Annotated in this window: 8 protein-coding genes; 5 read left to right on the forward strand and 3 right to left on the reverse strand. The window is 36.1% G+C overall.

All coding sequences use genetic code 11. The annotated features are described in order from the left end of the window. Positions 1-34: 34 nt before the first annotated feature. A complete protein-coding gene (locus IV87_RS07830) occupies positions 35-925 on the reverse strand; it encodes a mechanosensitive ion channel family protein (protein WP_057807116.1) in 891 nt (296 codons plus the stop codon). Between the two features lie 138 nt (positions 926-1,063). On the opposite strand from IV87_RS07830, the gene IV87_RS07835 reads away from it, so the two are divergent. Further along, positions 1,064-1,477, forward strand: a complete 414-nt coding sequence (locus IV87_RS07835; protein ID WP_057807118.1) for a DUF948 domain-containing protein — start codon at positions 1,064-1,066, stop codon at positions 1,475-1,477. A 13-nt stretch (positions 1,478-1,490) separates the two neighbouring features. After that, positions 1,491-1,889, forward strand: a complete 399-nt coding sequence (locus IV87_RS07840) for a C-GCAxxG-C-C family protein (protein WP_057807120.1) — start codon at positions 1,491-1,493, stop codon at positions 1,887-1,889. 53 nt (positions 1,890-1,942) lie between these two features. Here the strand turns inward: IV87_RS07840 and IV87_RS07845 are convergent, their stop codons facing one another. Continuing rightward, positions 1,943-3,040, reverse strand: coding sequence for a M24 family metallopeptidase (locus tag IV87_RS07845; RefSeq protein ID WP_057807122.1), 1,098 nt, complete (start codon positions 3,038-3,040; stop codon positions 1,943-1,945). Between the two features lie 198 nt (positions 3,041-3,238). Here IV87_RS07845 and ccpA point away from each other — a divergent pair, with 198 nt between their 5' ends. Further along, positions 3,239-4,243, forward strand: coding sequence for a catabolite control protein A (gene ccpA, locus IV87_RS07850; RefSeq protein ID WP_057807124.1), 1,005 nt, complete (start codon positions 3,239-3,241; stop codon positions 4,241-4,243). 96 nt (positions 4,244-4,339) lie between these two features. On the opposite strand, the gene gap is transcribed toward ccpA, so the two are convergent. Next, positions 4,340-5,368, reverse strand: coding sequence for a type I glyceraldehyde-3-phosphate dehydrogenase (gene gap, locus IV87_RS07855; protein WP_057807126.1), 1,029 nt, complete (start codon positions 5,366-5,368; stop codon positions 4,340-4,342). Positions 5,369-5,530: 162 nt separating this feature from the next. Here gap and IV87_RS07860 point away from each other — a divergent pair, with 162 nt between their 5' ends. Beyond that, entirely contained in the window at positions 5,531-6,343 is an 813-nt protein-coding gene (locus IV87_RS07860; protein ID WP_057807128.1) for a helix-turn-helix domain-containing protein, read from the forward strand. A gap of 116 nt (positions 6,344-6,459) precedes the next feature. Beyond that, a complete protein-coding gene (locus tag IV87_RS07865) occupies positions 6,460-6,942 on the forward strand; it encodes a GNAT family N-acetyltransferase (protein ID WP_236698986.1) in 483 nt (160 codons plus the stop codon). Positions 6,943-7,022: the final 80 nt, after the last annotated feature.

Here is a 7,022-nt window from a genome sequence, read left to right on the forward strand (position 1 = left end):
GGATTTGAAATCTACTAATTAATGATTTCAAATCCTATTTATTTTGTTGTAATAGTTGATTATTAATAATCCGCAAATCATGGGTAGTTAATAGATTCAAATAATTTTGAAGCAACATTTTTTGAATCTGATCGACGGTGCCATTTGTTACATACATTTTAACTCGAAGGCCAATGTTTCCATTTTGATCTTGAACGGGACTATTTACTGTGGGGTCGGTAGTTATTTCAGTTGATTTAGTAGCTAATTCAACTGTAGCTTTAGTAATTAATTGCTCAGCACTTTTTAAATCAGATAAATTTTCAAAAGCCAAAAAAATAGAAACAACCTGATCATTTCGTGAGTGATTGGCAATTGCTGTAATTGATCGATTGGGAATAAAATTGGTTGTACCATCATCAGAAAGAACTTGTGTGGAACGCAGACCAATTTCAGTAACTTTACCATTAATACTTTGAATAGTTACTTGATCACCAACGTCTAACTGACCATCGAGAAGGATAAAAAGGCCGTTGACAATATCGCTAACTAAGCCTTGTGCACCTAAACCTACGGCAATACTAATAATTCCTGCACCGGCGACTAGAGTACCCACTGGAACGCCAATAATTGAGAGAAGCGCATAAAGATAAAAGAATAAAACAACATAGTGAAATATGTTGATGACTAACGCAAGCAAAGTGACGGCCCTGTTAGGAATTGCATCGTTTAAATGGTGATATTTGTGTAACCCGTTTGTTAATAAACGTTTACCAACAAAATTGATTATCCAAAAGAAAATAGAAATCAAGATAATTTCAAGTAAATGGTTAAATAAAGATTCTGCCAGTTTTTGCCAGTTAAAAGCTGAAAAATAAGTTTGAAAGGCCTTGATTAAAGAACTGGGCGAATTTGTAACACCAATTAGAAAGTGAATAATACTCATCTCCTTGTATACTGATTTTAACAGACTCAGTTTTCTTTGTAATCAGTTTCATAAAAAATATTTTTCCCTCTTTTTTAATTGCAGTGCGTAAACTCAAATGATATGCTTAAGACAATCAAGTTAACAGGAGGATAAATTATGACAGGTGGCGGAATCGCAGCAATAATTGCAGCAGTAGCTTTACTGATTTTGGTATTATTTATCGGTCTTGTGTTAGTGCGAGCCTCAAAAACTTTGGTGGAAATTAATCGAAGTCTTGCAGTTGTAACTAAAGATGTGGATTTAATTTCTAAAGAAGCTGAAGATATTATGGCAAATGCAAATGACTTATTGGCTGACGTTAACGGCAAGGTAGCGACGATTGATCCAGTATTTCAGGCAATGGCTGACTTAGGACAGAGTACTTCAGATTTAAACGAAGCAACACGTAATTTAACCACTAAGCTGACTAATCCTGGAAAAAAGACTGGAACTGTTTCGGCAGCATTTAAAGCTGGTAAAGGTGCTATCCACATGTATCGTGAACATAAAAATAAACAAACGAAAGACTAGGAGGTTTTTGATAATGGCAAAAGGTAAATTTTTATTAGGTGCGTTAATTGGTGGCGCAGCTGCGATTTATGGTACCTTAAAATTAACTGGTACAACTAAGGAAGAATTAGTCCAAGCAGCACAAAATAAAGTAAATCGTTTTAGAGAACAGAATGATTTAGAGGGTGCCAACTGGGAAGAGGAACTCAAAGATCGAGTTTTTGATTCAGCAGTTGAATTGAAAAATCATGTTCTTGAAAGTAAAGATGAGTTTTTAGGTGCAGCTTCGGATAGTTTCCAAGCATCAACGGATGAATTAAAAGACGAACTAGATGATGAAAACGATGTTTTTGTTAATGGATCAGATAGTTATGATGCACCAACTGAAGTGTTCATGCCCCATACGCATGATGAAAAACCTAAGGACAAATAAAAAGAGAGTTTCCGATTAAAAAAATCGGGAACTCTTTTTTTAATTATAGTTCATTAACCAACATAAGTAAGTTCTTTAGAAGTATGCGTAAATGGTTCGCAGCCATTTTTAGTAATGTGAACGCAATCTTCAATCCGAACACCAGCGACACCAGGAATATAAATGCCGGGTTCAATTGAAAAACACATGCCTTCTTCTAAAATCATTTTGTTACCTTCCATGATTGATGGAAATTCATGTTCACCCATGCCCATTCCGTGCCCAAGACGATGAATGAAATATTCACCATAACCTGCTTTTGTGATGATGTCACGAGCAATTTTATCGAGGTCTTCTGCAATCATTCCAGGTCTTGCTTTTGCTTGAGCAGTCAACTGGGCATCTAAACAAACTTTGTAAATATCTAGAGCTTTATCATTTGGTTGACCAACAGCAACGGTTCGTGAGGCATCACTGATATAGCCTTGGTGAATTGTACCCAAATCAAATAAAACAAGTTCGTTATTTTTAATCTTGTTCATACCGGTTGCACCATGTGGTTCTGCAGCATGAGCGCCTGCTTGAATTAAGGTATCAAAACTCATTTGCATGACACCTTTTTTCTTAAGGACATATTCTAATTCTGCAGCAATTTCAGCTTCAGTTCGACCTGCCTGAACGGCTTCAAAACCAATTTTGAATGCAAGATCAGCTTCTCTTCCAGCAGCATCAAGTTTTTCAATTTCGTCGGAAGTTTTAATCAAACGTAATTTTTGAATGAAGGGGGTCAAATTTTTTTCAAAAGCAGCTGATGGAAATTGTTTTTTAATAGAATTAAAGTGGTCAATAGTTAAATTAGTTTTTTCAATTGCCCATTGAACTGGATTGTTAACACGTTTTTTAATTTGTTCAGCAATTAATGCAAAAGGATGTTCGTGATCAAGATACCCATAAACGGGATACTTCCACCCAGTATCATGAATAGCTTCAACTTCCAATGCGGGGGCAAATAAAAATGGGTCCTCATCTGCGAAAACAAATAGGCCAAGGATGCGTTCAACCGGATCACTTGCAAAACCAGTGAGGTATTCAATTGATTTGGGATTACTAATATAAGCTACATCAGTCTCATTATCATTGACCCATTTACGAACTTTATCTAACTGTGTCATGTCATCGTCTTCTTTCTAATTTAGTTGTGAATATTATATCATATCGTTTTAGTCTTGAAATATAACTAAAAAAGAGGTATATTTTTCATGAAAGCGTTTTCTACACTTGCACAGTTAAATATTTTTTGATAACGTTAACAATGCAGTGAAAATTTATGAAAACGTATAGTAACGCATAAAAGGAGACCTGATTTTAAAATGGAAAAACAAACTGTAACAATTTATGATGTTGCGCGTGAGGCAGGCGTTTCAATGGCGACTGTATCGCGAGTAGTAAATGGCAATCAAAATGTTAAACCAGCAACGAGACAGCGTGTAAACGATGTTATTGATAAGCTGGATTACCGACCTAATGCTGTTGCACGTGGTCTTGCTAGCAAGAAGTCGACTACGATCGGTGTCATTATTCCAGATGTAACAAATGGTTATTTTGCTTCTTTAGCACGTGGAATTGATGATGTGGCTTCGATGTATAAATATAACATTATCATGGAAAACTCTGATGAAAATGATCAAAAAGAAATGTTAGTCTTAAATACTTTGCTTGCAAAACAAGTAGATGGCATTATTTTCATGGGAAATCGTGTTACGGACAAACTACGGGATGAATTCTCACATTCAAGAACACCGATTGTTTTTGCTGGTTCGGTTGACGACCAAGAAAGCGTGCCATCTGTCAGCATTGACTATGTTGAATCAACTGCAGAAGCCGTTTCAAAGTTGATTAAAGAGGGAAATAAAAAGATTGCCTTCATTAGTGGTTCGTTGAGTGAACCAATTAATGGAAAGTATCGGTTAGCAGGATACAAACAAGCTTTAAAAGAGGCTGGCATCAAGTTCGATGAAAAGCTAATATTTGAAACAGATTATAGCTATGAGTCTGGAATTAAGTTGGCCAGCCAACTTAAGGATACAGATATTACTGCTGCCTTTGCTGGCGATGATCGCTTAGCGGCTGGTGTATTGAATGGCTTAACTGATCAGGGCGTTAAGGTACCAGATCAATTTGCACTAATTACTAGCAATGACACCCAGGTGGCACAACTTGTTCGTCCACAACTGACTTCAATTACACAACCTCTTTATGATATTGGTGCGGTTTCCATGCGGTTACTTACTAAATTAATGAATAAAGAAGAGATTGATGAACCAACCATTACGTTACCATATGGATTAGACAGTCGAGAAACAACCAAAAAATAATTTTTGGATTTTGATCTTTTAGGGTAATAAAATAGGCTAATTGAGTGCACGTATGTACATTTAATTAGTCTATTTTTGTAATAACTATTTTGAAAATTAATCGTTAAACTGTGCAAGTTTTACTAAAGTTCGAACCATTTGGCAGGTAAATCCATATTCGTTGTCGTACCAAGCAACAGTTTTAATCAGCTGATTTTCACCTGCAGAAACAACCTCGGTTTGAGTGGGGTCGAAGATTGAGCCATAGGTGGTATTAATCACATCACTAGAGACAATTTGATCTTCATTCCAACCAAAACTTTCGTTATTTTTTGTATAAGGCTTAATTTTTTTGTTAATTTCGTCAACCGTTAAATGGGGCGTTTTAAGTAAGGTCACAAGTTCAGTTAATGAACCATCTGCCACAGGAACTCTTTGGGCGTGCCCTTGGAGGCGGCCGTTTAGATTAGGTAAAACTAGTCCAATAGCTTTAGCGCCACCTGAAGAATGCGGAATTGTGTTTTTGGCTGCCGCTCTTGCTGCACGCAGGTTACCACCACGAACTGGACCATCTAGCAACATTTGGGTTGAAGTATAAGCGTGTACGGTGGTCATAGTGCCAGCGACCACACCGAATTCTTTATCTAAGGCATCGGCCATGGGTGCTAAACAATTGGTTGTACAAGAACCCGCCGAAATGATTCGATCATTTGAATCTAGAATGGCGTCGTTTGTATGATAAACAATTGTTTTGACATCACTACCAGCAGGCGCAGAAATTAAAACGCGTTTAACACCGGCTTGTAAGTGAGCCTGGGCCTTTTTGGAACTGGTATAAAAACCTGTGCATTCCAAAACAAAATCAACAGCATCATTTTTTACCCAGGGAATTTTAGCCGCATCTGTCTGTGAATAGACATGATAGGTTTTACCATCCACAATCAAGGTGTTCTGGGTTGCACTAACTTTTGCTTGTAAAGTGCCATGTGTAGAGTCGTATTTAAGCAAATGGGCTAACATTTGTGGACTCGTCAAGTCATTGATTGCAACCACTTCTATGTGACGATCGTCGTTGAGTTCTAGAATTCTTCTAAATGCTAATCGTCCGATTCTGCCAAATCCATTAATACCAATTTTAACTGTCATAAAATGACCTCCTAAGAATGTTATAATATTTTGAACAACTTCATCATAGCGAGGTTTTTAAAATAGAAGAAGAGCGCAATCATCCTAGGATTGTTAGTCCTAGCTTGATAAACCTCTTAAAAAATGTGAATAATGGTGATTGATTGAAAGGAAAAGATACAAATGAATGAAAAACCTTTAGGACACTTTTTCCGATATAAACGAAGTACAGCCAATTTAAAAGATTATGGTATTGTTCAAGATACACATCGTCGAGCAAGAGGGCTTACTCGGGAAGAAGTAGCCGAAAGAGCACATTTAAGTACGGATTGGTATGTAAGAATTGAACAAGGCAGATCAGGGGTAAATCCATCAGTCGAAATTCTGAAGGCCTTATGCGAAGTTTTGAAATTAAATGAATCTGAAATTAACTATGTCTTTAATCTAGTTGAGAAAAAACTACCACCTGAATTAAATCATGTTGCGGATATTAGTGAGGACTTTATCAGACTATTAAATTTTCAAAATCCGTATCCGGCATTTATAATGGATCGAAATTTTATTATTCAAGAGACTAATCGAGCGTTTGTTAAACTGTATGGAAAAATTGCAAACAAGTCGAAGATTCAGCAAAACTTGCTCTGGCAAACATTTAAAAATCCAGTGTTAAAAGCCTTATTTAGTGATTGGAACGAATATGCAGCTGAAAGGGTGGCACAATTTCGACAACTGTATAGTGAAAATCCCACTTCATCTTATTTGTATAAAATCTATGAAATAATTAAAGACGAGCCAGATTTTTCTCAACCATGGGAACAATTGGATGTGTTAAATATGCAAACGTTGCGTTTACTGCTTAACCATCCGCAAGTAGGGGAGTTATATTTGACAGAAACAACGTTGATTTCGTCTTCAAAAACTCATTTTCTAATTATTCAGAGTGCAGCTGATCAAACTACTGAAACTAAACTAAAACAGTTAGGTCAAAGTTTTTAAACAAATGATTTAAATTTAAGAATAGGTGAGTGTAAGTGAAAACAAGGCACCCATTGACAAGCAGAATTATTGAGTTATGCTTGTTTTTAAATTCTGTTTAGATTGAAGTGAAATATATGTTGAAAATTCGTAAAATCGAACCAACTGATGATCAAGCAGTGAAAAAAATTATTCAAGATTGTTTACGAGATGCACATTTGAATATTCCCGGAACTGCGTATTTTGATCCTCAATTAGATTCACTAGCCGAGTACTATAACGATTTACCAAAAAGTATTTATTGGGTGGTATTTGACGATTTGAAAAAAGAAGTGGTTGGCGGTTGTGGAGTCGGGCCGGTTCCGGGTCACCCAAATATCTGTGAGTTGCAAAAATTATATTTGAAACCAGAAGCTCGTGGACATGGCTTGTCAAAAGTTTTGCTAAAAAAAGCACTTGAGTTTGCGCAAGTGTATTATCAAAAGATGTATGTGGTTACTGATACAAAATTAGAGGTTGCCAATATTCTCTATCAACATGCAGGATTTACAAAATTAGACCATCCGTTAACTGGGGATGAACATTTGGCTTGTGATACCCAGTACCTAAAAGATATTTAAATTGATTAAATAAAAAAATGAAAAAATGATAATAAAGATTAAAAAAAGATGTCAATCATTTTTGAAAATGTCCGAATTTT

The organism is Pediococcus ethanolidurans (assembly GCF_001437405.1).
In the GTDB taxonomy this organism is placed as follows: Bacteria; Bacillota; Bacilli; order Lactobacillales; family Lactobacillaceae; genus Pediococcus; species Pediococcus ethanolidurans.